The following is a 25,219-nucleotide window of genomic DNA, read 5'->3' as shown; positions in this document are numbered from 1 at the left end:
TCATCTCACAGAAGATCGAAGTTCTTTCGCTCGATGCGTGAACTACCACTCATCATCGCGAGGCGATTGATGAGTGGCTTCCAGCTTCACTGGGAATTGCCTCGGAAAGCGTCGAACGAATTCGACCTCCCTTTGGACTTACATTCCTTCCACTGGCAGAAGCCCCGGTTCCCGAGGCCCATATCCGCAAGCCTTCGTTTTTAAGATTAATTGCCGCATTGATGTCTCGGTCGTGAATCTGCCCGCAATGTGGACATTCAAACGATCGCACGTCGAGTCCCATCTTGGGTAACGGCAATAGAGTTTCAGAACAGAGGTGAGTGCTGGGGAAAAATCGATCCACTTCCAGATAGACCTTTCCTTCCGCCTCGGCCTTGTATTTGAGCAGGGTCGAAAACATTCCCCAGCCCACATCGCTTATTGCCTTAGCGAGGCTGTGGTTCTTGACCATGTTCTTGACGGCTAGATTTTCCACCACAATCACTTGGTTCTCATTGACTATCTTGCGGGATAGCTTGTGGAGAAAATCCGCTCTGGAGTTAGCAATTTTATTGTGAACTCGCGCCACCAACCGTCTGGCTTTTTGACGGGAATTCGACCCCTTCTGCTTCCTCGACAGTTTTCGCTGTTTGCGTTTGAGGTTACGCTCGTGCTTCTTGAGGTGACGGGGATTGTTGTATTTTTCACCGTCAGAAGTCACGGCAAAGTGTTTCAACCCTAAGTCGATGCCAATGGCTTTGCCATCGGCATTGGGTTCGGGTTTTTCCGAACCGTCGTCGATAAGGATTGAAGCGTGATACCGTCCATCAGGATTGCGACTGATAGTTACAGTTTTGATTTGCCCTTCAAACCAACGATGAACGCGACAGTACACCTCTCCGATTTTGGGAAGATGCAACCGATCTCCTTCGAGTCTGACGTTTTGCGGGTATTGAAGGGATTGCCGTTTGTGCTTACTTTTAAATCGTGGGTAACGAGCGCGTCCCTCGAAGAAGTTTACAAACGCTCTCGAGAGGTTGAGTACCGAACTTTGCAGACATTGAGAATAAGTGTCTGAGAGCCACTCCAGTTCTCGCTTCCATTGCGGAAGCATCTTTTTGAGAGTTAATCCAGAGATGCCTTTCCCCGTTTGGCGGTAGGCTTCAGTCGTCAATTGCAGAGAACGATTCCACACGAAACGACAGCAGCCAAAGGCTTTCGCCAGGGCAACTTCCTGCTCCCCCGTGGGATAAATTCTCAGCTTGACAACTTTCATTAGGTGAAACAAGCTTTGCACTAAGAGCAGCATAACAGATCGAACGGCTTGCCCGCAACCTTACCGCCGCGATTCATCTACGCTTCAATCGGAGATTAGAAACGTAGGATTCTCGCGGTTCAGGCTAAAATTAGTCTGTTTGTACATTTTGGGGTTTAGCATCCTCGAATCCCTCAGCATCCTGCAAGTTTGGCACAGTTTTGAAACTCAAAAAACGAGTTTGATGACGCGCTATGTTGAAAAGCTACAACATTCTTACCAAATTACAACCGATACCTACAAACTCGTCTCGACTACAATTTATAACGAAGCGATCGATCGCCCGGAAGTTATCGAATTAGTTCGCGAGGCTAATACCGCAAGTATTGAGGAACGAGCGGAGCTGAGAGTGGCGTTATTTCAACAACTCGACATCACTTATCAAAAGCTCAAACAGCAACATCTCAGACAACTCCATTTTCACTTACCCGATGGAACGAGTTTTCTGAGAATGCACCGCCCCAACAAATTTGGCGATCCGCTATTTGACGTGCGCTATTCTGTTAAAATTGCCAACCAGCAAAAACGATTTGTTTCTGGATTTGAAGAGGGACGAATTTTTAATGGATTTCGCTATGTTTTTCCGTTGTTTTACGTCGATGATGCAGGAAGACGACAGCATATTGGAAGTGTAGAAACTAGCATCGGGTTTCAAGCGATTCGCAGTGAAATGTCAAAACTCTTTTCAGGCTGTTTTGAGTTTATGTTACGGGCTGACGTGGTGCGATCGAAAGTTTTTGAAAACGAGCTGGGAAACTATATTGAAAGCCCCCTCAATCCCGAGTTTGTCATTGAATCTGAAGCCGTTCGAGATAATTCTCAATTTCGATCTGCTATCTGTAACCGCATCGATCGCCTCGATCTCACGCTCCAACCGATCGTCGCAGAAAAACTCGATCTCGACTTACCGTTTGCTGTTCCCGTTCGCCTCAACTCAGAAGATTACGTGGTTACTTTCGTTCCCGTTAAAAACTTACAAGATAACGGGGTGGCTTATATTGTTTCTTATGAAGCAGACGACAATCTCTCGAACTATAGAAGTAATTTATTTTTCGTTCTGTTTGTTACAACGTGTTTTAACAGTATTTTAATTCTATTTATCGCTTACGTCAATCGCAGCCGCATCGTACTCGATCGCCAAAACAACCACCTTCAAACTGAAGTCAACGCGAGAGCGATCGCCGAACGACAAGCCCAGCAAAAATCAGCGGAACTTCAAGACGCCCTCGATCGCCTCAAAACCACACAACTCAAACTCATTCATACTGAAAAAATGACCTCGTTAAATCAATTAGTAGCTGGCGTCGCTCACGAAATTAACAATCCCATTGGATTTATTTACAGTAACGTTCAACACGCTCGGGAATACGCAGAAAGTCTCGATCGAGCGATCGCACTTTACCAACAGCATTATCCCGAGGCCGATTCCACCTTGCGATCGCAACTCGACGATCTCGATTTAGACTTCGTGCGCGATGATTTTTCCAAACTACTCGATTCGATGAAAGCGGGAGCGACGCGCGTAGACAGCATCGTGAAATCCCTACGAAACTTCTCGCGGCTCGACGAATCCGAACGAAAACTCGTCAACGTTCGCGACGGAATCGACAGCACTCTCGTTTTATTACAACATCGACTCAACGCCAACGAAACGCGGGACGAGATTCAAATTATCGAAACCTTCGATGACTTACCGATGCTCGAGTGTTACCCGAGTTTGCTCAATCAAGTATTTATGAGTATTTTATCCAACGCGATCGATGTCTTCGATCGCCACCCTCCCACAAACGAACGTCCGAGAATTAAAATTTCAGGAAAACTCCAACCCGGCGATCGCGTTCTCATCGAAATCGCCAACAACGGGCCGCCCATTCCCCCAAACATACACCAACGCATTTTCGAGCCGTTTTTTACCACGAAACCCGTCGGACAAGGAACCGGTTTAGGACTCAGCACCGCTTATTTTATCGTCGTCGAAACCCACAGCGGTCAGCTTTCCTGTCGTTCCGAACCCGGACGCGGAACAGTGTTCGCGATCGAACTCCCCTTTTACAGCGAGCAGTGAACAGCGAGCAGTGAGCAGTAAGGACAATTGACAGTTGACAGTTTCCTTCTCAGGCTTCACGATACCGTCACGTTCCGCACGAACGCCGCCGTTTCCTCGACAAACTTCACAGTCGATTCGTAAGGTAAAACATTGCGCCCCGGAATCACTTTTCCTTCGCCGTTGGGTAAATGTTCCACATAGTCGTTAACTCGTTTGTCCGCCGAATCCGTTTTTCCTTTACGGCTGATTCCCGACGCCGCGTCCCCAAACAACGCCAACACCGGTTGCTGCATCTGCGCGATCGCCTCACCGTAATCTTGACGCCAAAATCCCGCCAAAAACGCAAACACCGCATAGCGACTCGCCGGATTTTGCGCCCCCTCGTACAGCATTCCCAACCACTCGGCGTCTACATCCTCGTCTCTGGCGAAAAGCTGCTTCTTAGAAAACGACTCCAAAAAACCTTCCCGTCTGGCGTATCGATAAAACCCGTTTCCCAACGGCGTGTCGAAAAACAGATTCCAGCGGAGTTTCTGTTGTAGCGGTTTACCCGACTGCGTAATCAACCCCCACGCCGGAGGCCCCGACAACACCAAGCCTCGCACCCAGTCCGACGCCGACTCCACCAGACGAATCGCGACGGGAAACAACGCCCCCTGAACCACGACGATCGCGGGTTCGCCGACGACCGTTTCGATAAAATACTGTAACTGTTGCGCCCAATCCTTTGGATGGTAGGCGATACGGGGCATTTCGCTCTCTCCGCAACCGAGTAAATCGGGGTTGAAAATGGGGTTGCGGTTTCCCTGGCGATACCACTCGATGCAGAACCGCTTCCAAAACAGTCGCGACAACCCGACACCGATCGGATGAATCGTTAAAATCGGCGTTCCAGAAATCTCGTTGGGGGTTTGGTGGACGCTGTAGGCGCAGCGATAGCCGTTCCAGGTGTAAAACTGGGTGTCTGGACGCGCGATCGCGTCGGGAATTGGGGGAACCGTTTGCATGGGTTTCAGAAAAGACGAAACTGACCCGATTCTAAACAATCCGTTTCGGGTGAATCAACGAATATCCCGCTCGTTTTAATTTCTCGTTGGAGACTTTGGCGTTGTAGGACGATCGCCCCGGTTGCGACGCATCCCACGTCACAGGGGGTAAGCTATGCGTGCGACAGACGTTCTCGACGAGTTCTCGCGTCGGCTGTACGTCGTCGTCTACCACGTTGTAAATCCCGTCGAGGCGGTGACGTTCGGCGAAGGCGATCGCCCCCACGATATCGTCTAAATGAACCCAGTTACTCGCCCTTAAACCGTCGCCGGGTTGTGTCGTTCCCGCCATGCGACTGTAAATTTTGGCGATTTCTCGTCCCGGCCCGTAAATTCCCCCCAATCGCAACACGCCGATCGATCGCGTATCAGTCGCCGCCTCGAGAAATACCCGTTCGGTTTCCGCTAACACCTCAGCGTTGGGATTTGCAGGCTTAACGGGAGTGGTTTCGTCTACCCAGTCGCCGCCGAAATCCCCGTACACGCTGCAACTGCTGGTATAGAGAACCTGCTTCAGCGTCGGAACCCCGTCGAGAACGGAAACCAGGGTTTTCGCCGTTTGTAAATAGGCGTCGTTGTAGGTTTGGCGGCGTTTGGTACTGACGCTGACGAGGAGGCTATCTTGTCCTTCTAGCAGTTGCGCCAGTTCTTCTCGGTTGTCGCCGCGTACCACCCTCGCGCGATCGCTCACCGTTTCCAGTTCTGGGATGCGATCGCGGCTTGTCGTCGTCGCCGTCACCGTCAACCCCTGCTGTTTCCAGTCTTCAGCGACGCGGAGTCCGACGTAGCCACAGCCTAAGATTGCAACGTTCGTCATTTTTCTCGATCGAGCTTTCGACTCGGAAATTTCAATCAAATAAGTCTAGCGGTAGATGGCCGTAAATGTCTCGAATGCCATCGTCGTAACTAGACTGACAGGAGACGAGAACTCCTCGCTCGCTTCCGGTGTAGCTGTTGATATAGCACAGTCCCGTGTAGGGATTGTATTTCACGTACACCGACCCCTCGATCGGGTTTAACGTCGGAGGGCGATCGTACTCTAAAGCCTCTGTGTAGTGGTGGAGAGCTGCGATCGCCGCCTCAGCAGTCTCGGCGCACACTCCAAAAATTTGATAGTCGCAGTGGGGACGTACCGCGAACAAGGCTCGACGCAACTTAGCGCGATCGATCTCGAAATTGGGACGGACACCCACTTGTTTGAGGAGGGTTTGCGCCTCGTCTACCGTCAGTTCTAAGGGGTCAGACATAGACAATGGAAACTTATGAAAGCCTGTGTTAATCTAATTATTGAAATATGTTAACACGCGAGCTGAGTCGAAATCGAGTCATGACAAACAAAATTCAAAAAACAGAAAAAGAGTGGAAAGAGCAGCTCACGCCAGAGCAATATAAAGTCACTCGACAAAAAGGAACCGAACGGGCGTTTACGGGTGAATATCATGACAATAAGCGCGATGGAATTTATACGTGCGTGTGTTGTGGAACGCCTTTGTTTTCTTCTGAGACGAAATTTGACTCGGGGACGGGCTGGCCGAGCTTTTACGCTCCCCTTGAAGAACAAAACGTTGAAGAGAAAGAAGATCGCAGCTTTTTTATGACGCGAACCGAAGTGGTTTGTTCGAATTGCGACGCTCATTTAGGTCACGTATTTAACGACGGACCTGCCCCGACAGGACTCCGCTACTGCATGAATTCCGCTGCCCTCGATTTCGAGGAAAAAGAATAGCGATCGCGAGGGTGCATCTCAAAAATGTAAATTTATCAGATTGGAGTCTCTGCACTGAATTGAGCTGTTGTTGGGTTTCACGATCGCTCCACCCCTGGACGGCAGAGTTGCCGAAGTCCAACCTACCTCAAACTCATATTTTTACATCCATTGAGATGCACCCGATCGCAAAAAAGGATTTCCTTTTTCGTATGGAAATCCTTCAAAAAAATAGAGTTATTTTAAATTATCCAAAAAGCAAATCAAAAATTACAAAAAAAACGATATTATCGAAAATTCTCCGTGTCCTCTGTGCCTCTGTGGTAAACCTTACCCAACTCCACAAAAAAACCCTTTTAAACAAGGGCTTTTCAAAAAATTAAATCGGCTAAATCTTAAAATTCAGCCTCTTTTTGCAAAAGTTCTTCAATTTTTAGGTTCAATTGCGATTCGCCACCAAATACCGTTCCGACTTTCCGATCGCTCAAATGCTCGTAAGCGATATTGTAAATTTCGTCGGGGAGCGCAACGTACCCGACAACCTTAACAAACTGGCGTCCGTGGGTTAAATAATATTCCACAAAATCGAGCAGTTCCGGCTTGCGATCGAGGGCGTCAGCGTTCACGTAAATAAACAGCGGACGAGCAAACGGTTGATAGGTTCCGTCGATCGTGGTGTCTCGCGACGGTAACACCCCGTTCACCGCTAGAGATTTCAACTGAGCGGTGTTTTCCTCATAGTACGAATATCCAAAATAGCCGAGGCCGTTTTCGTCGCGACTGACTCCTCGAACCAATAGCGTATCGTCTTCGCTGGCGGTGTAGTCCGTGCGACTGTTCCCCGCTTCTCCAGTGACTGCTTCGGTAAAGTAATCGAAGGTTCCCGAATCTTCACCGGGACCGTAGAGATTGAGGGGATTGTCAGGCCAGTCCGATCGCACCTGGTTCCAACTCGTTACTTGTCCCTCCGCATCCCGTTCCCACATCATTTTAAGTTCGGCGAGGGTGATGTCATCGACCCAGTCGTTATCGGGATGAACTACGACAGCGATCGCATCGTAAGCCACCGGAAGCTCGATATAGCGAATTCCGGCCGTTTTACAAGTTTCCATTTCCGATGAAGAAATGGGGCGCGAGGCGTTGTTGATGTCGGTTTCTCCCGCGCAGAACTTGCGGAACCCGCCCCCCGTCCCCGACACAGCTACGTCGATTTGAGGTTTGCGGTTGTCGAGAAGTTGGTACTCCTGAGCGACTTCGTTGGTAATCGGATAAACAGTACTCGAACCGTCAACGGCGATCGTCGTTCCCGTGGTACTTCCCGCGCGAACTGCACCGTTTGAAACCTCTTCGGGGGAACGTTGACATCCCGCCCCTAAAAAAAGGACGCTTAAAGATATCGCCCAAGCCGAACGTTGAAACTGTTTGTTTTGTTTGGTGGATAGCATTTTACCTCGATTCCGTGTTGTGTTTTTCAATCCTGTCAAAAACGAAAACGAACTTCAATTGCTTTGCAAATCAGTGTTCGATTGAAGTTTTAGAGACTAAAATATATCTAGATGCGCTCGAGTTTTTGGCGAAGCGATCGAGAGTTCGATGAAATTTCGGAGTGCGATCGCCGAGGAGGTCAACCAAACTGATAGCCTCGACCGGGAACTGTTGAAATATACTGAGGTCGCTTGGGATCGGGTTCGATTTTTTTGCGAAGTTGGCTGACATGAACGTCAACAGTTTTCGTACTTCGCTGTACGCTTCGCTTCCAAACGCGATCGAGCAATTCTTCCCGCGTCCACGTTCGGCCGGGAGACTTCATAAACAGCCCCAGCAAGCGAAACTCTTGCGGCGACAATTGAACTTCTCGATCGCGCAGCCAAACCCGATGTTCCCAAACATCGACCGTCAACTCCTCGAATTGCAATACCGAAAACTGCGACCAACAGCCTAAAAACCGACGCAACAAACTGCGACACAAAGCCGCGAGTTCGTGACAGTCGAACGGTTTGCTCAAGCAGACGTCCGCACCCCGTTCTAAACCGAGAACGCGATCGCCCTGGCGATCGGCCTCGTGTAGCACCAGCACCGGAACGAAAATTCCTTGCGTTCGCAACAGTTGGCAAAGTTCCAACCCGTTTCGCTGCGAGAGGTGCGACTCTAAAATGACTAAATGGAATGGAAACGCTCGGGGATACGGCATACTGCACTCGAGGAGGGTCGAGACCACGTTTCCGTCTTCATCTTCGATCGCCCGAAATCCTTCCTCAGACAAGATCCGAGCGATGTGCGATCGCGCTGAGGCGTCGCGAACGACCACCAGCACCTGAATGTCCCAATCCCCGACAGACCAAGCCGGTTCGAGTTTTCCCTCTCGAGCGCTCGGTCGAGGGGACAGCCAACCCAGTGTCGGGGCTAACGTATTGTCCATCGATCTCGACGGTTGTAGCAACCGAACCCTTAACCGAAGCGACCGCTCACATAATCCTGCGTTTCCTTCTCAGCGGGATTGTGGAAAATCGTCGTCGTTTCGTCGTATTCGACCAAATATCCGACTTTATTTCCAGTTTCAGTCGCTTCAGCGTTGTAAAATGCCGTGCAGTCCGACACCCGAGACGCTTGCTGCATATTGTGGGTCACGATGACGATGGTGTATTGCTGCTTGAGTTCGTGAATTAACTCTTCGACGCGCAACGTCGAAATCGGGTCGAGCGCCGAACAAGGTTCGTCCATCAGAATGACTTCCGGCGCGATCGCGATCGCACGGGCGATACACAACCGTTGTTGCTGACCCCCCGACAGCGCCAAACCGCTCTCTTGCAACTTGTCTTTCACCTCGTCCCAAATCGCCGCTTTCCGCAACGATTGCTCGACGAGTTCGTCCATGTCGCCGGTATACCCGTTGATCCGCGCTCCGAACGCAATATTTTCGTAAATTGACTTCGGAAACGGGTTCGGTTTTTGAAACACCATACCGATACGACGGCGCAGCTGTACCGGATCGACTGACGGCGCGTGCAAATCAGTTCCGTGAAAGGTGATTTTTCCCTCGACTCGAGCGCTCGGGATCAAATCGTTCATCCGGTTAAAGCACCGCAAAACCGTACTTTTACCGCATCCAGACGGTCCGATAAAGGCCACGACTCGGTTTTTTTGAATGTCAAGGGTGACATCCCGCACGGCTAAATTCGATCCGTAGAAAACCTTGAGATTTTCAGTTTGCAGTGCGAGTTCGGAAGAAGCGTTTGCCACGTTGTTAGAAGATTGAGAAACCATATCGATACTTAGGAGTATAACAAAGCCATTCCAGGCGATCGCCGAGGTGCGATCGCACTACCGCAGTCACGTTGGCGATCGTTTCTAGAAACGACGTTGGAACTTGTTGCGTAAGAAAATTGCACAGGCGTTCATCACCAGCAGCATCACCATCAGCACGATAATCCCCGAAGCAGCGATATCGTGGAATTCCGTTTGCGGCCGAGACACCCAGTTGTAAATTTGAATGGGCATCACCGTAAACGGACTTTGCAAGTTTTCCGGCAAAAACGAAATAAACGTCAGCGCCCCGATCGTAATCAGCGGCGCCGTTTCTCCGATCGCCCGCGACAACGCCAAAATCATCCCCGTCAAAATCCCCGGAATGGCAATGGGAAAGACCTGTTCTCGTACCACTTGCCAGCGAGTAGCTCCTAGAGCGAATCCAGCTTGGCGCAAACTATCGGGAACCGCCCGCAACGCCTCCCGCGTCGCGACGATAATTATCGGCAGAATTAACAACGACTCGGTTAACGCCCCCGAGAGCAAACTGCGTCCTCCCGTAATCGGTTCTAGCAGACGGACGAACACCATCAACCCCAACAACCCGTAAATGATCGAGGGAACCCCCGCCAAGTTGTTGATATTGATCTCAATTAGCTTGGCAAACCAAGTATCGGCGGCAAATTCTTCGAGGAAAATTCCCGCCCCGACGCCGAGCGGAAACGCCACCACGGCCACCGTCACCATCATCCAAATACTGCCGAAAATGGCCGATTTCATCCCGGCCTGTTCCGGCTTTCGGGACGGAAAGTTGCTTAAAAAGCCCCAATCTAACGTCGGTAAACCATCGATCGCCACATCGATCAGCAAAGAGGCCAAGACAATAATGGCAATTACCACCGCCGTCCAAACGGCGATCGCAAAAATTATGTCAATGGTGTATCGTTTGTCGAGATTGGCTGAGAAATTATCGGGATTGGGGCTGACGTTTTGTTCGAGAGTTTGCGGATCGCGTGTCGTCATTCGTATTTCTCCCGGAAGCGTCGAACGAACCAAAAGCTAAAGATATTCAGCACGAGCGTGATTAAAAACAGGGTCATTCCCACGGCGTAAATCGTCTTGTACGCCAACGATCCGGCGGGGGTATCCCCCAAACTCACCTGCACGATAAACGCCGTCATCGTCATGACGGGAACCGTGGGATTAAAGCCCAGACGCGGGTTTTGTCCGGCAGCCAGCGTCACGATCATCGTTTCCCCGATCGCTCGCGAAATCGCCAAAATCAACGACGACACGATCCCCGACAACGCAGCCGGTAAAACCACTGAAATAATGGTTTCCCGCTTCGTCGCGCCCAAGGCGTAAGCCCCATCGCGCAAGCTGCGAGGTACGGCGAAAATCGCGTCTTCGCTCAACGACGCCACCATCGGCGTAATCATAATTCCGAGAACGATTCCTGCACTGAGGGCGTTAAACCCTTGTACCGGGATAAAGTTTTGCAACAGCGGCGTCACGAACAACAGGGCAAAATACCCGTACACCACGGTCGGCACCCCTGCCAAAATCTCTAGGATGGGCTTGAGGATGCTGCGCGTGCGGAGCGTCGCGTATTCACTCAAACAAATGGCCGAGAGCAATCCCAGCGGTAACGCCACGAGAACGGCGATGCCCGAGGTCATGACTGTGGCACTAATCAACACGAAAATTCCAAATTGGGCGCTGCTGAATAACGGCGTCCATTTGGTATCGGTTAGGAAGTGTCTTAGAGAGTAGAGAAAGGTTTGAATGTCTCCCCAGAGTCCTTCGATGGGTCGTCCGACTTGTTCGGCCAGCTTTTCGCGAAAGAAGTCGTCAAGGAAAAATTCAAAGGTCTCGAAAATCAGAGTAAACACGATTCCGATCGTCGTGGCCACCGACACGAACGCAAACGCCCCGAACAGCACTTTAACCGACGTTTCGATACGGCGGTTCAGGACTCGGTTCGGCTTCCAGAGATCGGTATTGGTAGAAGGTAAATCGACCGTCATGGTAAAACTCGAACTGTAAAGCAATAGGAAATAGAGTGTAGGGGAAAAGATTCCCCTACAGAGAACGGCAAAAGGATAATTCCTGGCAGCTCTACAGCTTGTCGGACAGTTTCACGCCCAGAGAAGATCCCCCTTCAAACATCGTTCCGATCACTTGGTTGTCCAGGCGATCGCTAGCTTTCGTCAAGAGTTCGTCTTTCAGCGGCACGTAGCCCACTTCAGACACCAAGTCTTGATTCTCTTGGGCCAAGTGGTACTGAGCAAACGCAGCCACCGCCGGTTTGTTTTCTAAAGACTCCGTTTTCACGTAGAAGAAAATCGGACGAGCCAGGGGGTTGTAGCTACCGTCGGCGATTACTTCTTCGCTGGGAACGACACATTCGCCGTTAGCGTTCTCGATGGGAACGATTTTGAGGGAATCTTTGTTTTCTTCGTAGTAGGCGAACCCAAAGAAGCCCAAACCGCCGTCGTCGGTCGAAACCCCTTGAACGATGACGTTGTCGTCTTCGCTGGCGGTATAGTCGCCTCGGCTTTCACCTTCTTCGCCCACGGTGGCATCGGTGAAGTAATCGTAGGTTCCCGAATCGGTTCCCGGCCCGTACAGGCTCAAGGGTTTGTCGGGGAAGGTATCGCGGATTTGGTTCCAGTTGGTAATCGTCCCTTCCGCATCGGGTTCCCACATTGCGCCGAGTTCGTCGGGGGTCAAGCATTCAACCCAGTCGTTGTCGGGGTGAACCACGACGGAGATGCCGTCGAAGGCTACGGGAAGCTCGACGTACTCGATACCGGCTTCTTCGCACAGCTCCATTTCGGATTCTTTAATCGGACGAGAAGCGTTGGAGATGTCGGTTTCGCCCGCGCAGAATTTTTTGAAGCCGCCGCCAGAACCCGAAACCCCTACCGTGACGCGTACGTCCGGGTTTTCGTTCATGAATTCTTCGGCCATGGCCTCGGAGATGGGGAAGACGGTACTAGACCCATCGACGAGAACGTCGCCGCTGAGACCCGAGCCACCGTCGGCTGCGGCGGTATCGTCCGTCGTAGTTGTCGTGTCGGTTTCACCTCCACTACAGGCGGCGAGGGTCACAGCGAGAACCCCGACGAGTAGCGACAGAGATTTGGGTTTGAGGTTGAAATTGAAAGCCATAGGATTCTCTCTCGGTTTGAAGTGTGTCGGTCTCAATTTAGAAATATGAATGCTCGGAGCGAATGGATGCGAATCGCGCACCTGTGATGCGGGAACTCGGCACATAACCAATCTTCTATTTTTTGTCGATCGTAAAAGTTAAATGTAAGTTAAGCTTGGGTTAAGAAACAATAGAAAATTTACGGAAAGACTGCGATCGCCCACTCGATCGCCTTGGAGTTTGCTTCCCTCCTATTGAAATTATTGAAATTTTAGGGGAGTCAAGGTCTCGCGCGCCAACCGACCTAGGGAGCGATCGCGTCTGGGTCAATACGAGAAAACGAGAGAGATTCGGTAGTCTCTGTTTGGGTTTTGCTCGATCGCGGTATTTTGATAACAGTCAATCCTATCAAATTTATTTGTTGAATATTTTAAGGAATTATTAATTTTTTCGCGAGAACGATTCTAATTTTAAAGAAATCGAAGTGCGATCGTCGGTTCGCAACCGACCCAAAAAATGGGAATGTCTCAACGCTTCGACTCCGCTCAGCGGCTCGACTGAGCGGAGCCGAACGTCGTTGAGTCCGAGCGGAGTCGAGGACTCGAAAAATTTCGCAAAATTTGTAGGCGATCGCACGAACGATTGAAAATCTATAAAAAGTATGTATATCTTCTATAAAACGAACGAATAGAGCCGACAAAACAGCATCGTACCGTCGCTCGAAGCGCTTTCCAACAGTCCGATCGGGGGTCTTCGAGCAATCGTTTCCCCTCCTCAACGACGTTGAGACCCCGCCGACAAATAATCGCGAGCGCTTTGATGGCGAGGTCGCGTAAAAATCTCTAAAGTCGGGGCGTACTCGACCAAAGTTCCCACCCGACGCACCGACGGAACGGAGACGGCCTCGGGCGATCGCGCCCAAGGAAACCAACGGCGTCGAGGGCGATCGCGCTCCCTCTGCCAGCGATTTTCCACATTAAAAAACGCGATCCAATCCGTCACTCGCGCCGCCTGCTTCAAATTGTGAGTCACAATGACGATCGTGTAGCGCTCCTTCATCTGACAGAGCAAATCGTCGATCCGATTCGACGAAATCGGATCGAGCGAAGCACAGGGTTCGTCCATCAAAATCACCTCGGGATCGAGGGCGATCGCTCGAGCAATACACAACCGCTGCTGTTGTCCCCCGGAGAGTTCCCAAGCATTTTTCTTCAAATCCTGCTTGACCTCCTCCCACAGTCCCACCTGTCGCAAAGACGTTTCCACCCGCTCGTCGAGATTGCCGCGATAGCCGTTCGCCCGTAGAGGAACCGCAATGTTATCGTAAATCGACTTAGCAAACGGATTCGGTCGTTGAAACACCATACCGATCCGTCGTCGTACCTCCACCGGATGCAGCGAACCGAGATCGCGATCGCCGAGCCACACGCGCCCCGTCACCGTCGTTCCGTCAATTTCCTCGTTGAGTCGGTTCAAGCAGCGTAAAAACGTACTTTTCCCGCATCCCGACGGACCGATCGCCCCCGTCACCTGATGGCGGTACACCGTCAAATTCACATCGGTCAGAGCGGGAACCCCGCGATACAGTACCGAGAGATTTTCCACCCGCAACAGGGGATCGAGTCCGTCCGAAACAGATAAACGAGATGTTGGTCGTTCCATAGCATTCTTCCTTCGTTACCGATATCTCGAGCGTTCCCGCAACAGCGAGGCGATCGCATTGACCGTTAAAACCATGCCCCCCAACACCAAAATCGCAGCCGCCGCCACCTCCTGAAAATCCGCCTGCGGCCGCGACAGCCAATAAAAAATCTGAGTCGTCAGCGTCGTAAAACTCCCCTGCAATCCCTCCCAAGACCATCCTGGAACAAAGGACACGTACGCCACCGCCCCGATCGCGATTAACGGAACCGTTTCCCCGATCGCCCGCGACAGCGACAGTAAAATCCCCGTTAAAATCCCCGGAAACGCCGCCGGAAGCACCACGTAACGCAGGGCTTGCCAGCGAGTCATGCCCACCGCAAACGCCGCTTGACGTTGGGGTTTCGGCACCGATCGCAGTGCCGTGCGCGTCGCGATGGCCAGCAACGGTAACACGATAACCGCCAACACCAACGCCGCTGAAATCAAACTGCGCCCTCCCGTCACCGCTTGCCAAGACCGAGCGAACAGCGCCAACCCCAACAACCCGTATAAAATCGACGGTACGGCGGCCAAATTCGCCAGCACCGTTTCCAAGACGCGACTGAACGCATTTCGCGGCAAATACTCCTCCAAATAAATCGCCGCCCCCACTCCAATGGGAAACGCCAAGGCAGCCGTGAGAACCATCAACCACAGCGTCCCTGCCAACGCCGCGTAAATTCCCGAACTCTCCGCATTGCGCGAGGGAAAACTCGTCAAAAACGCCCAATCCAGACGAGACAGTCCCGTCCGCAGTCGCACGGCCAACAGTCCGAACACGACGAATCCGAGTAGCGAGGCCAGGCATCCCAACCCCGCAAACCAGCGATCGGCAAGACTGCGACGACCGAACGCTATCTCAAACCCTGCCGCATCCCGACTTTCGAGGGTTCTCGAGGAGTTCCCCGTCAGCCTGCGTCTTTCCCCGGACTCGAACGCCTTCGCCGCCTCCGTTCCCGCGATGCGATCGTCGGCGGTAGGAATTTCCCATCCTGCCATTTTCCGCCCGTAGTAACTCACGAGCCACTGCCCCAACGCGTTCATCGACAGCGTGACCAAAAACAGGACTAGCCCGACCGTAAAAATCGCGTGAAACAGCAGCGACTGCGTGGGAACGTCCCCGAGGCTGACCTGTAGCACGTAGGCCGTCATCGTTTCGATGGGAACCAACGGGTTTAAGGTGAGTTTGGGGACTTGTCCGGCGGCGATCGCCGCGATAGTCGTTTCGCTAAAGGCTCGAGATGCCGCCAGAGTCAGCGCAGCGACGATACCGGGAAAGGCCACCGGAAGCACGATTTTTCGCGCGGTTTCCCACTTCGTCAACCCCAGCGCATAACCGCCTTCTCGCAGGGGAGCGGGAACGCTGCGGATGGCCTCTTCGCTCATCGAGGAAATCGTCGGAACGATGAGAATCCCCGTCGCGATCCCCGCACTGAGGGCGTTAAACCCGCTCAAGTCATCGATCCAGCGATGGAGCGTCGGCGTGAGAAAAAACAGGGCAAAATAGCCGTAAACGATCGTGGGAACGGCCGCGAGACTTTCGAGGGTGGGTTTGACGATCTGGCGCACCGACGACGGTGCGTATTCGCTGAGGTAGACGGCCGCGAGAAGCCCCACGGGAACGGCGACGGTCATGGCGATCGCCGTCACGAGGAACGTTCCGCTGGCAATGACGACAATGCCAAATTTACGACTGGCAAATTGCGGCGTCCACTGGGTATCGGTCAAGAAGTTCCACAGAGACACCTCTTGAAAAAACAACACCGATTCGCGGATAAAGATCGCCACGGTCGCCACCAGAATGCCGACGGGAACGATCGCCGCCAGTGCGAGCAGCGTTTGCCAAAACCGTTCTCTCCAAACGGCGACTGTTAACGTTTGCGTTTCAAAGCGATCGGACGGTTCGTCCGGGGGCGAGATCGGCCAGTTCATTACTATAGAGGGATCGCCCTCGAACGGGGCGGGCAACATCGAAGGCAACTCAAATCGACCCACGCGATCGACTCGCTCGGACAGACTCGTTCGGTGTGGCAGAAAACGCCCGTCACCGAAGGCGGTAGAGTTATCCCGCTTTTTCTACGATCCCAAAAAAAACTGCACCTGACGTTAAGCTCTGCTTAAGAGCCTGTTGCGATCGCACAGTCTTCAAACAAACTTTAATCGCGTTCGCAAAATTTCCGCTGTCGGTCGGACTCTGGAAACTGCCAGGAATAAGCAAAATGACTGATGGCGTCGATCTCGGGCGTCGCTTGTCGGATCGCGTACATTTGCGCTTCTAACGAGGGACGGTTCTGCATCGGTTCCCCCCAAACTCCCGCCAACGCCGGAACGACGGTCGTGTCTTCAGAGGCGAACGCCTCGACGCGCTGTAACTGTTCGACAATACAACTGGCGTCGCCGCAAACGCCGTAGAGCATAGGATGCCATTCCATCGAGCTGGGAAAGCGATCCCACGGTTGCAGGCGAGAGTCGAACCCTTCTCCGACGGGTCGGTTGCCATCGGGGAAAAAGACCGCTCCGGCCGGTAAATCTTGAGTGCGGACGGGTTCGACCGCCAGATCGAGGAAATCGAGGATGCCCTGGACGGCGTGAGCGACGCTGAGATGCCACAGGCGCGTTTGCACCGAGCCGCGTTGCGATCGCACTTCTTGCCAGCGGGGTTCGCCTTCGTTGGGAAAGCGAGCGTTCGCCGCGGCCAGGTCGTCGTCCGTAACGTAGCCGCGATCGAGATAGCGTTCGAGGAGTACCCGAGCTTTGTCGTTGAGGGCCCGTTGCATGAGTGCCGATCGCGAGGCTTCGCCGTAAATCCACAAATCCCGAACTTTCGTCGCTACCGATTCCGAACCGGGCAAGCGAGGATAGCGCACGTAATCGAACAGAACGCCGTCTGGCTGGCGCTGCAAGACCGAGTAAACCAACCATTGGTAATCCCGTCGCGCTTGTGGGCTGTAGGGGTCGATAAAGGCTTGCGAGGCGTAGCTGTGCAGCAAGCTGTTGTTGTTGGAGTCGTCGGCCCGTCGGTGGTTGAGGGTGGTGACGTTATCGCCATTTCGGGCTAGGGCATCGGTGCGATCGCTCAACTGTCCGTAAGCGTAGCCGAAATTCATAGTAAACAGCCACGCATAGACTTTGAGTCCCCGTTCTCGTCCTTTGGCGATGGCCTCGGACAGTAAATCTACGTTCTCGAACTCCGACGATCGCATCACCGACTGCCAGGGGGTGGGGTTGTCGTCGGTCGGAAGTAGTACTTGACCGTCGTAGAAGACCTCGATGTATACCTCGTTGTAGCCGCGATTGACGATGCGATCGAACACCTCTTCTAACTGTCCTGCTTCGGCGTCGCAGGGGTACAGTCGCAACCACAGGGCTTGTCGTTGCGGCCAGAACTGTTGGCGACACTGTTGTAGGGCGCTGCGGTGTCGCGCTACGAGGATTTGATATCGCGCTCGAGCGTCGTCGTCGCCGTTGAGGGCAGCTTGACGGAGCGTTTCCTTTTCGACGACAGCTTGAGGGGGCAAGCGACAGGGTTGCGCGGGATCGGCCTGGGCGAGAGCGGGGGAACTGCTCGCGATCGACGTGGTGGCGAGCGTCGCGACGAGGCTTTGAGACAAGCGGCGTCCGAGATCGGTAACGGTAGCGAGCAGCGAAAACATCTGAGACGACATAACCCAGCGAGACGACAAATACTTCTTCTATTTCCAGCGATCGCCGCGCGAATCCGCATCCCACACCTGTCTAGTTCCGTTATAGCCTGTTTTCACCTCAAGCAGCTCGAGACAGATTGCGCCGGGCGATCGAGACGCGATCGCCCGGCGTGTTGTAAAGATAAACTGCTATAGTGGCGCGATCGCGTGGCTTTCCTATAGGGAGGCCAGCGGTGAAAAGGGGGTTTTCCACTAGCATTCGGAGACGCGATCGCCTTAGAAATTTGTGGCTAAGCTCCCCGTTTGAGAGCCGCTTCGACTTGACGAAATTCTTGTTCTAACCGTTGTTTGAGTTTGGACGACAGCGGACGGTTTCCGTAAGATCGGTAATGTCCGGCCAGGGCGTCGAGCGCCGTTCGCATGGTTGTAAACGAGGGTAAACTCGAAACCGAAGGATCTCGGCGATAGAGAGAGAAGAAATCGTCGATATTTTGACGGGCTTCTGCTTGCGCTTCCATTTTTTCAGGCGTTCCTTCGGGCAGTTCGATAGCAGTTCTCAGGCTGTTGACGAGTGCCAGGGTATCCTCGCTATAGTTTCCCGAGAGGTTCGCACCGGGAGAACATCCCACCAACCCAACGACTACAACGAGCAAGAGAGCGAACAGACGCGATAACAATCGATTCATAAAGTTTTGTAGAAATAACGACACAGATGGGAAAGTATGTCGATCCTACCCTGAAAAGGAAAATCGCGATCCCTGCCCGAACGCCAAGCGTTTCTCGTTCCACCGGTCGATCGAAAGCGACTTCCGGCATAGTATGGTTTTGAAGATCCAGTTCGTATCCAGTCGAGATCGAGTGGTCGATCGCCCCGTCCGTCTGGGAATTTCAACGAGAAACCGTTCTAGAAAAACAACGATGCAAGAGACTGTTTTTAGCGTACTGTCCGTCACTGCCGTCGCCTTGTTAGTCGCCGTTACTGGCGGTATCGGCTATTTAACCTTTGCCGAATGGCGCGATCGACGGCGTCAAGAACGGGAAAAACGCGAACAACGCTAGAGATTTCGAGAGACTGTCGTTTTATGATATGATGGGCATTTGCAATAGTTACAGTCGATAAGCCGATTATGTCCCTCACCCAAGAACACAAACAAGAGATCTTGGCGAACTATCAACAGCACGAAACCGATACCGGATCGGCAGAAGTGCAAGTGGCCATGTTGACGGAACGCATCAACCGTCTGAGCCAACACCTACGCAGCAACAAAAAAGATTACTCGTCTCAAAGAGGTCTGATGAAAATGATCGGGCAGCGAAAAAGCCTGCTCGGATACATTCGCAAAAAAGACGAACAACACTATCGCAACTTGATCGGCCGTCTCGGCATTCGCGGTTAATCCCCCCCTTAAAATTTATGGCTTCCGACCCCCAACGCAATCGCCTCCCCTTCGAGCCGGGAAAAAAGCGAAAAGCGAAAGCCAAAAAAGCCTCGTCCAAATCCGAACGTGAGTCGTCCCCGCGACCCGCTAAGTCCGATCCCGCGCGATCGCCATCTGAGTCTTCGGCTCCAACCTCTTCTCAGGCTGACGTGCGATCGTCTGCAAAGCAGGCGGGAATTCCCGATGCGGTCGGACGGCGAATGCTCGCTCGGGTCGGCTTGTTCAGTGGCACGCCGACGCTTTTGGGCGTGTTCAGTTTGGTGGGGAGTTACTTCGTTGTCTCTCGCGAGTGGTTTCCACTGCCCAACGTCGCGGTGTTGCTGGTGAGTATGGGCTGTTTCGGCTTGGGCGTTCTCGGCGTGAGTTACGGCGTTCTCTCCGCCTCTTGGGACGAAGACGACGAAGGGACGAAGCTGGGCATCCAAGAGTTTCAAACCAACTTCAGACGGCTTCGCGAGGCGTGGCGTTCGGCCAGATCGAAAAATTAAAGGAGCGGTCTCGAAACCTCACGCGACCCGATCGGAGTTTTCGGATTCGGCGATCGCCTCCATCTTTTCAAAACCCCTGGAATCTCAGAGATTTCGGGGGCTTGTCGTTTCAAATGCAGCCTGTTTCGCCCGATCCCCTCCATCAAAAAAGAGACGCGCTTGGCACGTCTCTCGAAAATCTGATTTCAGGGATTTGATTTCAGCGAAAGGAAGTTAAAAGCGCGTCGCATGAAGAATTACATCGCACCGCGATCGCTCGACATTCCCGGCGGCATCGAACTGGTAATACCGCTACTCGAGGTTTCTTTGAGGAATCCACTGTAAGCTTCCATTCCGTGTTCGCCGATATCGAGACCGTTGAATTCTTCCTCTTCTCCGACGCGAATTCCACCGACGACGGCCGAAATGGCGTACCAGAAGATGAAGCTCACTAACACCGTAAATCCACCGATGGTGAGGATACCGATCGCTTGGGCGATAATGTTGCCCGTGCCGAAGATCCCGACAGCGAGGGTTCCCCAGGCTCCGTTAACCAGGTGAACGGAAATCGCACCGACCGGATCGTCGATTTTCACGACGTTATCGAAAAAGGAAACGGAGAACACGACGAGAATACCGGCGATCGCACCCGTCAACGCCGCCCCCCAGTAGGGCATATCGTTACAGCCTGCGGTAATCGCCACCAGACCGGCCAGAATGCCGTTGATGGTCATCGTCAAGTCGGGTTTGCCATCTTTAATCCAAGAAGTTAACGTTCCCGTCACGCCACCGGCTGCGGCGGCCAAGTTGGTGGTCACTGCAATGTACGCGATGTTCGTCGTCGCGGCGAGTTCGGAACCGGGGTTGAATCCAAACCAGCCGATCCACAGGATCAAGCATCCAAGAGTCGCCAAACTCAGGTTGTGACCGGGCATCGCACGAGGTTGTCCGTCTTCGTATTTGCCCAGACGGGGACCGAGAATAGCAGCCCCGACGAGAGCTGCCCAACCGCCGACGGAGTGAACCACCGTCGAACCGGCGAAGTCAGCAAAAGACCAAGCCCCATCCGGTCCGAAGGACGAGAGCATTCCACCTCCCCAAACCCAGTGACCGGAAATCGGATAAGAAATCCCCGTCAACAGGAGGCTGAAGATCAAGAACGCATCGTATTTAATTCGTTCGGCAACTGCTCCAGAAACGATGGTGGCGGCGGTAGCCGCAAACGCCACTTGGAACAGGAAGGAGACGGAAATCGGCAATCCTGCCGGGAAGGGATCGAGTCCGTACGTTGCCGGATCGCCGCTGCTGAGAAAGAAACCGCCCAATCCGATGAAAGGACCGCCGCCGGAACCGTACATAAAGGAAAAACCGAACGCCCAGTACGCGACTGTTGCCAAGGCGAAGACGATGAGGTTTTTAGACAGAATGTTAACGGCGTTTTTTTGACGACAGAGTCCGGTCTCGAGCATTCCGAATCCGGCGTTCATGAAGATGACGAGGACGGACGCGACGAGAATCCAGACGGTGTTTAAAACCCCTTGTATGTAATCTGCATCTAGCGTTTCCGGTATTTCGATCGCTTGGGGATCGGCAGCCGTTGCTGCCAAATCCGATACGGCGACGATGAGGGCAGCTAGGGGAATACAAGCGAGCCAGTAAATGGGAATTCGCTTGAAAGGCGTGAGTAATTTGCTAAACAGGGAGTTGCGCTTGAGTCCGCGACTCGATCGAGATTTAGCTCGATTTCGTTTTTTTAGCGTAAGCTCAGAGGTCATTGTTAGACTGTGAATGTGGTATGCGGGCGATCGGCAAACGCCGATCGAAGACCGAACGGTTCGCTCGGGTCAAACCGTTGCAAACGGCTCGGCTCGAGATAACAACACCTCGGGGAACGCGGGCGCGAAATCCCAGTCTGTCTAACACTGCTATAGCCGCGACGCTCCCAGAGGAACTACCCTTGAGGTGTATGCCAACGAGTCACATTGATTCCACCAATTCTCATCGGGTTTGTTCTGTATAGTAAATTACAATTTGCTCCCGAACACCTGCGAATATCCCTAAATATCGAAAGATTTCACCCTCTCAGGGTGAGTTTTTCAATTCTATTCATCGCTACATTTTTTTCAAGTAATCTTTATACCCTAAATCGTCGAGTCGCGCTTGTTTGTCGAGAACGGTGTCGCTGAGGTGGGTGCGATAGGCTTGCACCCGGTCGAGCAGGTCGGGATCGTGCGTTGCGAGAATTTGCACGGCTAACAGTCCGGCATTTTGGGCGTTGCCGATCGCCACAGTCGCGACGGGAATGCCTCGGGGCATCTGCACGATCGAATACAGGGAATCTAACCCCCCCAGATGTCGCGTCGCGACGGGAACGCCGACGACGGGTAACGGAGTCAGAGACGCCACCATCCCCGGTAAGTGTGCCGCTCCACCCGCACCAGCAATCAAGACTTTGAGACCCCGTTTGTGGGCGGTTTGGGCATAGTTCACCATGCGTTCGGGGGTGCGGTGAGCCGAGACGATCGCCACTTCGCAGGCGACGTCGAACTGTTGGCAAATGTCGATGGCCGCTTTCATCGTCGGTAAGTCGGAATCGCTGCCCATGATGATGCCGATGCGGGCTTGTTTGTCGCTCGTCATTTGTGGTTGAATCGTCGGTAAATTTGCCAGTCAAATCTTAAGGCGTTCTCGAACAAACGCCAACGCTATGGTTTCCTCCTTGACCCACGCCCGAATTGTTGGATACGACGGTTTACAGTCGATCTCGCTCGAAAACGACGTCGTAACGGCGGTTCGTCCCCAAACGCCATCCGAACCCTCTCCCGAGGCGATCGATCTCGGTGGAGATTGGATTTCCCTCGGCGCTGTAGACCTCCAAATCAACGGATCGTTAGGGTTGGCGTTTCCAGAAGTACGACCCCGTCACGGCGAGGTTTTGGACAAAATCGGACGGTTTTTGTGGCAGGCGGGGATCGATGGATATTTGCCGACGTTGGTGACGACCTCCCTCGAAAACATCGCGCGATCGCTCTCGGTTTTGTCGGAGGTCATGGCGTCTCTGTCGTCGAACGCTCGAACTGCCCGCATCCTGGGAGTTCATTTGGAAGGGCCGTTTCTCAACCGAGAAAAACGAGGGGCGCATCCAGAGGCGTTTTTGCAACCGCTGACGGTGGAGAACGTCGAGCGGGTGTTAGGGGATTTTGACGAGATCGTGAGAATCGTCACTCTCGCCCCGGAACTCGACGACAGTGGCAAAGCGATCGCCTTCTTGCGCGATCGCGGCATTGTCGTCAGTCTCGGACATTCTCTCGCGACGGCAGCCCAAGCGAACCGAGCTTTCGATGCGGGGGCAACGATGGTGACGCACGCGTTTAATGCGATGCCGGGATTGCATCACCGGGAACCGGGGTTACTGGGGGCGGCGATCGTGCGTTCTGGGGTGCGTTGCGGCTTTATCGCCGACGGACAGCACGTTTGCCCGACGATGTTGCAGGTGTTGTTGAAGGCGGCGGAGTGCGATCGCGGGACGTTTCTCGTCAGCGATGCCCTGGCACCGTTAGGGTTGCCCGATGGCAGATATCCTTGGGATACGCGGGAAATCGAGGTGACAGACGGCACAGCCCGGTTGCTCGACGGAACGCTGGCGGGAACGACGCGATCGCTCCTCGACGGGGCGCAAAATTTACTCGATTGGGGCATTTGCGACATCCAACAGGCGATCGCCCTAGCCACGACATCGCCGCGACAGGCGATCGGTCTTCCCGTCAGTCTCGTCGGTCGTTCCGTACAGCAGTTACTGCGTTGGCAGTTCCGAGACGGACGCTGGACGTGGCAGCGGCTCGTCCAATGTTTTTAGTCCTCGTCTGATTCGGTTTCTACTTCGTCGTCACCGTCCGATTCATCAATTTCTTCAGGTTCTGTCTCGGTTGCGGTAGTTTTTGTTGCGATAACATTTAAACTAATTAAAGTGTCGAGAAGTCGCAAGCTACTGCAATCTTTAAACAGGTTGAATTCCATCACCTGTTCGTATTCTTCAAATCCAACTTCTTCGAGATACATTCCCAAAAGTTCAAAATCAAAGCCGACCTTATGCACGTCGAATTCATTGGTTTGACCGCCGAACATGATTCTCATGAGCTGCAATCGTTCGATAGGTATAAGATTGGGATTAAGATACAGCCAACATAACGTATGTAAATCGGGAACGCTGATAAACAGTTTTCCACCAACTTTTAAAACGCGATGCCACTCATCTAAGGTACAAATGAGTTCGTTGTGTAAGCTATGGTGAAAGTGTTCGAGAACGTGACTGGCATAGATGGCATCAACTGAGTTACTCTCAAATTGACTTAAATTGGCAGCATCTGCCAAAATATCAACTTCAGGGCGATCTTCGATATCGAGGATTTTCCATCCTTCACGGACTTCTTTTCCTCCAATATGTAGTTTTAGGCTCATAGGAATCGATCTTTTTTAGGCTTGATAGGTCGTGCGATCGTGTTCGCGAAACCTCAAATTTATTATATCTTCATCAGACTTACAACTTCGCTTTATAGGAACTTAGATAACAATATTTAATTTTTGGAACTTGATATCAAGGGTGTATCTCAACTTTTGCAAAAATATGAGTTTGAGGTAGGTTGGTTGGAGCGATAGCGAAACCCAACGACAGCTCAATTCAGTGCAGAGACTCCGATCTGATAAATTTACATTTTTGAGATGCACCCAAAATTATAGTAGTCAAGGTGAAATAGAAATCAATAGTAAAACTATAGCAGTCCTAAATGATTTGCGTCAAAATTCCATTTCGGTAAATGGTGATATAAGGAATTGGAATTGGGTGCATCTCAGTTTTGCAAAAACATGAAAATTGGAGGCTGAAATCCTTATTCTCTCGTATAGATTTACATTTTTGAGATGCACCCTTGGAATTTGTCCAGACTAGAAAAATATCTGGCCGTGCCAGATAGCAACTCATGCGGCAGACAAGACTTACATTGGAAACTGATTTTTCCAAGTTGCTATTGTACCAGAAGGATCGATCGCACTTTCAATATATCTTCGTACGATCGCCCTCAACCCTAGACAGCCTTTAACCGAACGAGATCGGCTCGAGTTTTGCGAGCGATCGTCTCATCGATCCAATACAATTTTAATAGAGATTGCTCTGGGAATTTTGGCGATTTTCACCTTCCCAAAACTCAATCTGCAATTAAAATTTCTCCATCCCAAATTTTCTCTTGAATTTCACGAAAAATGGCACATTCCTCTACCGAAACTTTTCCATCGGCATAAATTGCCGCAATGAGTGCATCTCGTTCTTCTCGCGAGACGACACCGTCCTCAAGAGCGCGTTTGGCTTGTTCGGCAAGTGCGGAAAGGTCGCGTTCTTCTTGAGGAGAAAGATTCTGTTGGCGACTGCTATAAATTTCCATCTAAAATGCGGGAAGGGGACTCCCGTTATATCCGACAGGATTAGCGGGAGGGGAATTCC

General features: G+C 52.3%; 26 protein-coding genes. 7 read left to right on the top strand and 19 right to left on the bottom strand.

Annotated elements, in window-relative coordinates:
• Positions 1-52: 52 nt before the first annotated feature.
• A complete protein-coding gene (locus GEI7105_RS0117545) occupies positions 53-1,255 on the bottom strand; it encodes an RNA-guided endonuclease InsQ/TnpB family protein (protein WP_026097747.1) in 1,203 nt (400 codons plus the stop codon).
• A gap of 148 nt (positions 1,256-1,403) precedes the next feature.
• Between GEI7105_RS0117545 and GEI7105_RS0117540 the strand changes: the two genes are divergently transcribed.
• Positions 1,404-3,359: a sensor histidine kinase gene (locus tag GEI7105_RS0117540; RefSeq protein WP_202804409.1), complete on the top strand. Its 1,956-nt coding sequence runs from the start codon at positions 1,404-1,406 to the stop codon at positions 3,357-3,359.
• Positions 3,360-3,415: 56 nt separating this feature from the next.
• Here GEI7105_RS0117540 and GEI7105_RS0117535 read toward each other — a convergent pair whose 3' ends face one another.
• The 3 genes from GEI7105_RS0117535 to GEI7105_RS0117525 are packed head-to-tail and all read right to left on the bottom strand — an operon-like array spanning position 3,416 to position 5,634.
• Positions 3,416-4,348, bottom strand: a complete 933-nt coding sequence (locus tag GEI7105_RS0117535; RefSeq protein WP_017661736.1) for an alpha/beta fold hydrolase — start codon at positions 4,346-4,348, stop codon at positions 3,416-3,418.
• Between the two features lie 31 nt (positions 4,349-4,379).
• On the bottom strand, positions 4,380-5,204 hold the full coding sequence (locus GEI7105_RS0117530) for an SDR family oxidoreductase (RefSeq protein ID WP_017661735.1): 825 nt from the start codon (positions 5,202-5,204) through the stop codon (positions 4,380-4,382).
• A 31-nt stretch (positions 5,205-5,235) separates the two neighbouring features.
• Positions 5,236-5,634: a DUF1824 family protein gene (locus GEI7105_RS0117525; RefSeq protein ID WP_017661734.1), complete on the bottom strand. Its 399-nt coding sequence runs from the start codon at positions 5,632-5,634 to the stop codon at positions 5,236-5,238.
• 80 nt (positions 5,635-5,714) lie between these two features.
• Here GEI7105_RS0117525 and msrB point away from each other — a divergent pair, with 80 nt between their 5' ends.
• Positions 5,715-6,113 carry a peptide-methionine (R)-S-oxide reductase MsrB gene (gene msrB, locus GEI7105_RS0117520; RefSeq protein WP_017661733.1) on the top strand — a complete coding sequence of 133 codons (399 nt, stop codon included), beginning with the start codon at positions 5,715-5,717 and terminating at the stop codon, positions 6,111-6,113.
• Positions 6,114-6,487: 374 nt separating this feature from the next.
• On the opposite strand, the gene GEI7105_RS0117510 is transcribed toward msrB, so the two are convergent.
• The 11 genes from GEI7105_RS0117510 to psb27 form a co-directional block, all read right to left on the bottom strand.
• Positions 6,488-7,537, bottom strand: coding sequence for a PstS family phosphate ABC transporter substrate-binding protein (locus GEI7105_RS0117510; protein WP_017661731.1), 1,050 nt, complete (start codon positions 7,535-7,537; stop codon positions 6,488-6,490).
• A 179-nt stretch (positions 7,538-7,716) separates the two neighbouring features.
• Complete coding sequence (locus GEI7105_RS0117500) at positions 7,717-8,511, bottom strand: response regulator transcription factor (RefSeq protein WP_017661730.1); 795 nt, start codon at positions 8,509-8,511, stop codon at positions 7,717-7,719.
• 29 nt (positions 8,512-8,540) lie between these two features.
• Positions 8,541-9,356 (bottom strand): phosphate ABC transporter ATP-binding protein PstB, encoded by an 816-nt coding sequence (pstB, locus tag GEI7105_RS0117495; protein WP_017661729.1) that lies wholly within the window; start codon positions 9,354-9,356, stop codon positions 8,541-8,543.
• A gap of 84 nt (positions 9,357-9,440) precedes the next feature.
• Positions 9,441-10,361, bottom strand: a complete 921-nt coding sequence (pstA, locus tag GEI7105_RS0117490) for a phosphate ABC transporter permease PstA (protein WP_017661728.1) — start codon at positions 10,359-10,361, stop codon at positions 9,441-9,443.
• A complete protein-coding gene (gene pstC, locus GEI7105_RS0117485; RefSeq protein ID WP_017661727.1) occupies positions 10,358-11,365 on the bottom strand; it encodes a phosphate ABC transporter permease subunit PstC in 1,008 nt (335 codons plus the stop codon). Before pstC ends, pstA (GEI7105_RS0117490) begins: the two co-directional genes overlap by 4 nt.
• A 91-nt stretch (positions 11,366-11,456) precedes the next feature.
• Entirely contained in the window at positions 11,457-12,512 is a 1,056-nt protein-coding gene (locus GEI7105_RS0117480; protein ID WP_017661726.1) for a PstS family phosphate ABC transporter substrate-binding protein, read from the bottom strand.
• Positions 12,513-13,266: 754 nt separating this feature from the next.
• Positions 13,267-14,154, bottom strand: a complete 888-nt coding sequence (locus GEI7105_RS0117470; RefSeq protein WP_017661724.1) for a phosphate ABC transporter ATP-binding protein — start codon at positions 14,152-14,154, stop codon at positions 13,267-13,269.
• A gap of 15 nt (positions 14,155-14,169) precedes the next feature.
• Positions 14,170-16,107, bottom strand: coding sequence for a phosphate ABC transporter permease PstA (gene pstA / locus GEI7105_RS0117465; RefSeq protein ID WP_035493292.1), 1,938 nt, complete (start codon positions 16,105-16,107; stop codon positions 14,170-14,172).
• Between the two features lie 224 nt (positions 16,108-16,331).
• Positions 16,332-17,828 carry a family 10 glycosylhydrolase gene (locus GEI7105_RS0117460; protein ID WP_051044206.1) on the bottom strand — a complete coding sequence of 499 codons (1,497 nt, stop codon included), beginning with the start codon at positions 17,826-17,828 and terminating at the stop codon, positions 16,332-16,334.
• Between the two features lie 109 nt (positions 17,829-17,937).
• Positions 17,938-18,072, bottom strand: a complete 135-nt coding sequence (locus GEI7105_RS40530; RefSeq protein ID WP_281167003.1) for a hypothetical protein — start codon at positions 18,070-18,072, stop codon at positions 17,938-17,940.
• 37 nt (positions 18,073-18,109) lie between these two features.
• Positions 18,110-18,505 (bottom strand): photosystem II protein Psb27, encoded by a 396-nt coding sequence (gene psb27, locus GEI7105_RS0117455; RefSeq protein ID WP_026097744.1) that lies wholly within the window; start codon positions 18,503-18,505, stop codon positions 18,110-18,112.
• 232 nt (positions 18,506-18,737) lie between these two features.
• Between psb27 and GEI7105_RS39075 the strand changes: the two genes are divergently transcribed.
• The 3 genes from GEI7105_RS39075 to GEI7105_RS0117440 all read left to right on the top strand — a co-directional run bounded on the left by GEI7105_RS39075 (position 18,738) and on the right by GEI7105_RS0117440 (position 19,746).
• Entirely contained in the window at positions 18,738-18,878 is a 141-nt protein-coding gene (locus GEI7105_RS39075) for a hypothetical protein (protein ID WP_192816692.1), read from the top strand.
• A 68-nt stretch (positions 18,879-18,946) separates the two neighbouring features.
• On the top strand, positions 18,947-19,216 hold the full coding sequence (gene rpsO, locus GEI7105_RS0117445) for a 30S ribosomal protein S15 (RefSeq protein WP_017661719.1): 270 nt from the start codon (positions 18,947-18,949) through the stop codon (positions 19,214-19,216).
• A 17-nt stretch (positions 19,217-19,233) separates the two neighbouring features.
• The gene (locus GEI7105_RS0117440; protein WP_017661718.1) at positions 19,234-19,746 is read left to right on the top strand and encodes a PAM68 family protein; all 513 of its coding nucleotides are present in this window, start codon (positions 19,234-19,236) and stop codon (positions 19,744-19,746) included.
• 236 nt (positions 19,747-19,982) lie between these two features.
• Here GEI7105_RS0117440 and GEI7105_RS31070 read toward each other — a convergent pair whose 3' ends face one another.
• Entirely contained in the window at positions 19,983-21,500 is a 1,518-nt protein-coding gene (locus GEI7105_RS31070; protein ID WP_017661716.1) for an ammonium transporter, read from the bottom strand.
• A gap of 13 nt (positions 21,501-21,513) precedes the next feature.
• Here GEI7105_RS31070 and GEI7105_RS40525 point away from each other — a divergent pair, with 13 nt between their 5' ends.
• Entirely contained in the window at positions 21,514-21,645 is a 132-nt protein-coding gene (locus tag GEI7105_RS40525; protein WP_017661715.1) for a hypothetical protein, read from the top strand.
• Positions 21,646-21,837: 192 nt separating this feature from the next.
• On the opposite strand, the gene purE is transcribed toward GEI7105_RS40525, so the two are convergent.
• Positions 21,838-22,365 carry a 5-(carboxyamino)imidazole ribonucleotide mutase gene (gene purE / locus GEI7105_RS0117420; protein ID WP_017661714.1) on the bottom strand — a complete coding sequence of 176 codons (528 nt, stop codon included), beginning with the start codon at positions 22,363-22,365 and terminating at the stop codon, positions 21,838-21,840.
• 67 nt (positions 22,366-22,432) lie between these two features.
• Between purE and nagA the strand changes: the two genes are divergently transcribed.
• Positions 22,433-23,581 carry an N-acetylglucosamine-6-phosphate deacetylase gene (gene nagA, locus GEI7105_RS0117415; RefSeq protein ID WP_017661713.1) on the top strand — a complete coding sequence of 383 codons (1,149 nt, stop codon included), beginning with the start codon at positions 22,433-22,435 and terminating at the stop codon, positions 23,579-23,581.
• On the opposite strand, the gene GEI7105_RS0117410 is transcribed toward nagA, so the two are convergent.
• Both GEI7105_RS0117410 and GEI7105_RS31065 read right to left on the bottom strand, forming a co-directional pair.
• Positions 23,578-24,183 carry a class I SAM-dependent methyltransferase gene (locus GEI7105_RS0117410; RefSeq protein ID WP_017661712.1) on the bottom strand — a complete coding sequence of 202 codons (606 nt, stop codon included), beginning with the start codon at positions 24,181-24,183 and terminating at the stop codon, positions 23,578-23,580. The two genes, nagA and GEI7105_RS0117410, sit on opposite strands and share 4 nt — an antisense overlap.
• Positions 24,184-24,926: 743 nt before the next feature.
• Complete coding sequence (locus GEI7105_RS31065) at positions 24,927-25,160, bottom strand: hypothetical protein (RefSeq protein WP_017661711.1); 234 nt, start codon at positions 25,158-25,160, stop codon at positions 24,927-24,929.
• Positions 25,161-25,219 lie beyond the last annotated feature (59 nt).

The organism is Baaleninema simplex PCC 7105 (genome assembly GCF_000332355.1).
GTDB lineage: Bacteria > Cyanobacteriota > Cyanobacteriia > Cyanobacteriales > Geitlerinemataceae > Baaleninema > Baaleninema simplex.
The sequence above is the reverse complement of the archived record's forward strand: the minus strand, read 5'-3'. Positions and strand labels throughout refer to the sequence as shown.

Excerpts from the sequence above, each read along its gene's own strand:
- GEI7105_RS39075 (WP_192816692.1), top strand. The coding sequence starts at position 18,738 with ATGCAAGAGACTGTTTTTAGCGTACTGTCCGTCACTGCCGTCGCCTTG.
- msrB (WP_017661733.1), top strand. The coding sequence starts at position 5,715 with ATGACAAACAAAATTCAAAAAACAGAAAAAGAGTGGAAAGAGCAGCTC.
- GEI7105_RS31065 (WP_017661711.1), bottom strand. The coding sequence starts at position 25,160 with ATGGAAATTTATAGCAGTCGCCAACAGAATCTTTCTCCTCAAGAAGAA.
- GEI7105_RS0117530 (WP_017661735.1), bottom strand. The coding sequence starts at position 5,204 with ATGACGAACGTTGCAATCTTAGGCTGTGGCTACGTCGGACTCCGCGTC.
- GEI7105_RS0117500 (WP_017661730.1), bottom strand. The coding sequence starts at position 8,511 with ATGGACAATACGTTAGCCCCGACACTGGGTTGGCTGTCCCCTCGACCG.
- pstA (WP_035493292.1), bottom strand. The coding sequence starts at position 16,107 with ATGAACTGGCCGATCTCGCCCCCGGACGAACCGTCCGATCGCTTTGAA.
- GEI7105_RS0117535 (WP_017661736.1), bottom strand. The coding sequence starts at position 4,348 with ATGCAAACGGTTCCCCCAATTCCCGACGCGATCGCGCGTCCAGACACC.
- GEI7105_RS0117545 (WP_026097747.1), bottom strand. The coding sequence starts at position 1,255 with ATGAAAGTTGTCAAGCTGAGAATTTATCCCACGGGGGAGCAGGAAGTT.
- pstA (WP_017661728.1), bottom strand. The coding sequence starts at position 10,361 with ATGACGACACGCGATCCGCAAACTCTCGAACAAAACGTCAGCCCCAAT.
- GEI7105_RS0117460 (WP_051044206.1), bottom strand. The coding sequence starts at position 17,828 with ATGTTTTCGCTGCTCGCTACCGTTACCGATCTCGGACGCCGCTTGTCT.
- pstB (WP_017661729.1), bottom strand. The coding sequence starts at position 9,356 with ATGGTTTCTCAATCTTCTAACAACGTGGCAAACGCTTCTTCCGAACTC.
- purE (WP_017661714.1), bottom strand. The coding sequence starts at position 22,365 with ATGACGAGCGACAAACAAGCCCGCATCGGCATCATCATGGGCAGCGAT.
- nagA (WP_017661713.1), top strand. The coding sequence starts at position 22,433 with ATGGTTTCCTCCTTGACCCACGCCCGAATTGTTGGATACGACGGTTTA.
- GEI7105_RS0117410 (WP_017661712.1), bottom strand. The coding sequence starts at position 24,183 with ATGAGCCTAAAACTACATATTGGAGGAAAAGAAGTCCGTGAAGGATGG.
- rpsO (WP_017661719.1), top strand. The coding sequence starts at position 18,947 with ATGTCCCTCACCCAAGAACACAAACAAGAGATCTTGGCGAACTATCAA.
- GEI7105_RS0117470 (WP_017661724.1), bottom strand. The coding sequence starts at position 14,154 with ATGGAACGACCAACATCTCGTTTATCTGTTTCGGACGGACTCGATCCC.
- psb27 (WP_026097744.1), bottom strand. The coding sequence starts at position 18,505 with ATGAATCGATTGTTATCGCGTCTGTTCGCTCTCTTGCTCGTTGTAGTC.
- GEI7105_RS40525 (WP_017661715.1), top strand. The coding sequence starts at position 21,514 with ATGTGGTATGCGGGCGATCGGCAAACGCCGATCGAAGACCGAACGGTT.
- pstC (WP_017661727.1), bottom strand. The coding sequence starts at position 11,365 with ATGACGGTCGATTTACCTTCTACCAATACCGATCTCTGGAAGCCGAAC.
- GEI7105_RS0117440 (WP_017661718.1), top strand. The coding sequence starts at position 19,234 with ATGGCTTCCGACCCCCAACGCAATCGCCTCCCCTTCGAGCCGGGAAAA.
- GEI7105_RS0117510 (WP_017661731.1), bottom strand. The coding sequence starts at position 7,537 with ATGCTATCCACCAAACAAAACAAACAGTTTCAACGTTCGGCTTGGGCG.
- GEI7105_RS0117480 (WP_017661726.1), bottom strand. The coding sequence starts at position 12,512 with ATGGCTTTCAATTTCAACCTCAAACCCAAATCTCTGTCGCTACTCGTC.
- GEI7105_RS31070 (WP_017661716.1), bottom strand. The coding sequence starts at position 21,500 with ATGACCTCTGAGCTTACGCTAAAAAAACGAAATCGAGCTAAATCTCGA.
- GEI7105_RS0117525 (WP_017661734.1), bottom strand. The coding sequence starts at position 5,634 with ATGTCTGACCCCTTAGAACTGACGGTAGACGAGGCGCAAACCCTCCTC.